Annotated in this window: 2 protein-coding genes and 2 tRNA genes; 1 reads left to right on the top strand and 3 read right to left on the bottom strand. The window is 42.0% G+C overall.

The features are described 5' to 3' along the window. Positions 1 to 150: 150 nt before the first annotated feature. From ACVBIO_RS21465 to ACVBIO_RS21455, 3 genes are all read right to left on the bottom strand, one after another. Positions 151 to 226 (bottom strand) — tRNA-Ala (locus ACVBIO_RS21465). A gap of 104 nt (positions 227 to 330) precedes the next feature. Continuing rightward, positions 331 to 1740, bottom strand: coding sequence for a glutamate--tRNA ligase (gene gltX / locus ACVBIO_RS21460; protein WP_447162717.1), 1410 nt, complete (start codon positions 1738 to 1740; stop codon positions 331 to 333). An 851-nt stretch (positions 1741 to 2591) separates the two neighbouring features. Further along, positions 2592 to 2843 (bottom strand): hypothetical protein, encoded by a 252-nt coding sequence (locus tag ACVBIO_RS21455; RefSeq protein ID WP_447173418.1) that lies wholly within the window; start codon positions 2841 to 2843, stop codon positions 2592 to 2594. Between the two features lie 446 nt (positions 2844 to 3289). Here ACVBIO_RS21455 and ACVBIO_RS21450 point away from each other — a divergent pair. Continuing rightward, positions 3290 to 3365, top strand: a tRNA-Val gene (locus ACVBIO_RS21450). The last annotated feature ends 86 nt before the right edge of the window (positions 3366 to 3451 follow it).

Genomic DNA, 3451 nt, shown 5'->3' with positions numbered 1-3451 from the left:
TCCCCTAGGGGATTCGAACCCCTGTTACCGCCGTGAAAGGGCGGTGTCCTAGGCCTCTAGACGAAGGGGACCCGGACTGCATTAGACTCTGCAAAGAGTGAATACTCATTAAGTTCTGTAGGCTAAAACTTAACGCTTGCTGTAGTTAGGTGGTGGAGCCTAGCGGGATCGAACCGCTGACCTCAACACTGCCAGTGTTGCGCTCTCCCAGCTGAGCTAAGGCCCCTCACTAACTAAATCACTTTTGAGTGCACCGCGAACTATTCGTTAGCTGTGTCTCAACTGCGTGGCGCATTCTATGCAGCGCACCCAAAAGAGTCAACCCGTTTTTTACGAATTTATTCTATTTGCTACAAATTCAATCGCTTTGGAGATTCTTTGCTCTGTACGGACCTTGCCAACCAAGAATATGGTTAAATCAACAGCAGGAGACATACCAGCACCAGTAACTGCAACACGTAATGGCATACCGACTTTACCCATACCTACGTCTAATTCAGTCGCTGTATCTTCAATAGCTTGGTGAATAGCTTCTAAAGTCCACTCATTTAACGCAGCCAATTTAGACTGAATAAGAGTTAGTGGTTCAAGTGCAACACCTCTTAGGTGTTTTTTAGCTGCCGTTTCATCAAACTCTGCAAAGTCTTCATAGAAGTAACGACTAGAAGCCGCAAGTTCTTTTAGTGTTTTAGCACGTTCAGATAATGCTGAAACCACTTCAGACAGTTTTGGGCCATTACTTGTATCAATATTCTGATCAGCCATGTGCCATTCAAGGTGTGAAGCAACATACTCTGGATCTGATTCTTTAATATAATGCTGGTTTAACCAAATAAGCTTATCAGTATTAAAAGCTGAAGCAGCCTTATTGATATCATCAAGACTAAAGAACTGCTTCATCTCTTCTATAGAGAAAACTTCCTGATCGCCATGTGACCAACCCAAACGGACTAAGTAGTTAAGCAACGCTTCTGGTAAATAACCATCATCACGGTACTGCATAACCCCTACCGCACCATGACGCTTAGAAAGTTTAGCGCCGTCATCTCCCAAGATCATCGATACGTGTGCGTACTCTGGTATTGGTGCACCCAATGCTTTTAGGATATTAATTTGTCGTGGTGTATTATTGATATGGTCTTCACCACGGACAACGCATGTGATCCCCATATCCCAATCATCAACAACTACACAGAAGTTATAAGTAGGTGTACCTTCGGTACGAGCGATAATAAGATCGTCTAATGTACTGTTGGCGAATTCAATGCGACCACGCACATGATCATCAAATACCACACTACCTTCAGTCGGGTTTTTAAATCGCACAACAAAAGGTTCATCAGTATCACGTGGTGCTTTATCACGGCAGCAACCGTCATACTTTTGCTGTTCGCCCTTAGCAGCTTGTTCTTCACGCATTGTTTCAATACGCTCACGACTACAGTAGCACTTATATGCAGTGCCCTGCTCTAGCATCTGTGCAATGATTTCGTTGTAACGGTCAAAACGCTTGGTTTGATAGTAAGGACCTTCGTCCCAATTCAGGTTAAGCCATTCCATACCTTCTAAAATTGCAGCGCAGGCTTCTGGAGTTGAACGTTCAAGATCGGTATCTTCAATACGTAAAACAAACTCACCTTGGTTTGCGCGTGCATGTAACCATGAATAAAGTGCAGTTCGAGCACCACCAACGTGCAAAAAGCCTGTAGGGCTTGGAGCAAAACGCGTCTTAATTGTCATAATGGACACTGACCTATGTAGAAAGTCTAAATAATAGACTGTACTAATGAATGTGGAGCATATTCTAACAGCCAAAGCAGCTAGGGAAAATAGGTCTACTACTATATGGTAAATTTTATAGTTAAAATCTGCCATTCGGCCTAAATGCTCACTCGTTTAACGACCTAATACCAATCAGTATAAAGATGTGGTCGCTCAGCGAGAGTATAGCGGCACTGAGACAAGGTCATTAAATGCCCTAGGTAACTGCTCCTGCGTTACTCTACCGCCTATATCCATATAGTCGTGCATTAATGACATTCACCACATCTGACCTCCAGGGATAGAGGAAATGTCTTATGTATGTCGGGAACATACTAGACCATGTGGTTTGCAGCGAGTGAAGCGCATAGTTGAACTAGTTTAAGCTCCCTCTTATTCCATAAGAGTCACAGTATCAGAGCCGCTAAAACTCGCCATTCTGGAGCGTGTTTGGCTGCCTACTTCTGCGTTGAACAACTTCACAAGGGAGCAACCATTCTTTCAGTTATTCGCCTTGAATTAGTTTGCCAAAAAACGTTCTGAGTAGATCAACGTCTTATACTGATTGGTATAACTCCCTCAATCAACCAAGTGCACCGTTACTCGTCTAAAACAGAGTTGAATCTAGCAGTCAACTTACATAACTCTACTTAACATAACTCTACTTACATGATTTAACCTACATGCTTAAACCTACATAGTTAAATCAATCTCACAGCTAGGAGTGGCGGAAGGTCATATCACTGCTATTGCAACGTTTGAACAAGGAGCTACTTACCACTTACATACTTAGTTAATTCGTTACTCCCCTTTTCTAGAACAATGACGTTTTAACTACGCATAGAACGAACTCTTTCCCCTTGTTCAAAGGAGAAGTAATCCACGATAAGTTTAGCGGCAGACTCCATTACATGATTGGTATTGTAACTAACGTGACAGATGTCTATTTTACCGTGGGTAATATCAAACCAGACTAATACCTGAAAGCTGATAGTTACAAGTCGATAGGTATTAGCAAGTAGAAAAAACGACTTTAAACAAAGCCACAATACTGAGGTTCCGGGGATGTAAGACACTGACACGCTTTTTAGCTCTTACATATGCAAGAATTTTTAGATAGTAATATGCAAGAAGTTGAACCGAAAATTCCGAACAAAGATAAAGCTCCCCCTTAACATTAAAAATAAGGCCCTACTTACACGATCTAATGGCAGAGTTGCAGCAAATAACCAGCAAACAATTTTAATCTCGTTATAAAAAACGATATAAAATGCAATATCCAACACTATTCTATAAGTAATAATCGAGTAGTTAGTCATAATTGGGATAGATCGCCGCCCTACTTCAGTGAATGCTTTGCAAAGTAAATACCTTAAAAGCTAATTTTTTACTCATTTTTTACTTGCATCTGCCGCATGCTGATTAACTATGCATCAACACGCACAAAATTGAACCGTACTCATTCTTTTATCTAAAAAAAGCGTTGACAGTAGATCGTTCATCCCTATAATACGGCCCCACACAGCGAGGTCGATTAGCTCAGCTGGGAGAGCACCTCCCTTACAAGGAGGGGGTCACTGGTTCGAGCCCAGTATCGACCACCATTCTTTTCATAAAGAATTAAAACATTATGAAATCCCAGGTCGATTAGCTCAGCTGGGAGAGCACCTCCCTTACAAGGAGGGGGTCA

The sequence above is a fragment of the Shewanella sp. 0m-8 genome (assembly GCF_052977265.1).
Note: the sequence above shows the minus strand (reverse complement) of the source record. Positions and strands in the feature narration are given on the sequence as shown.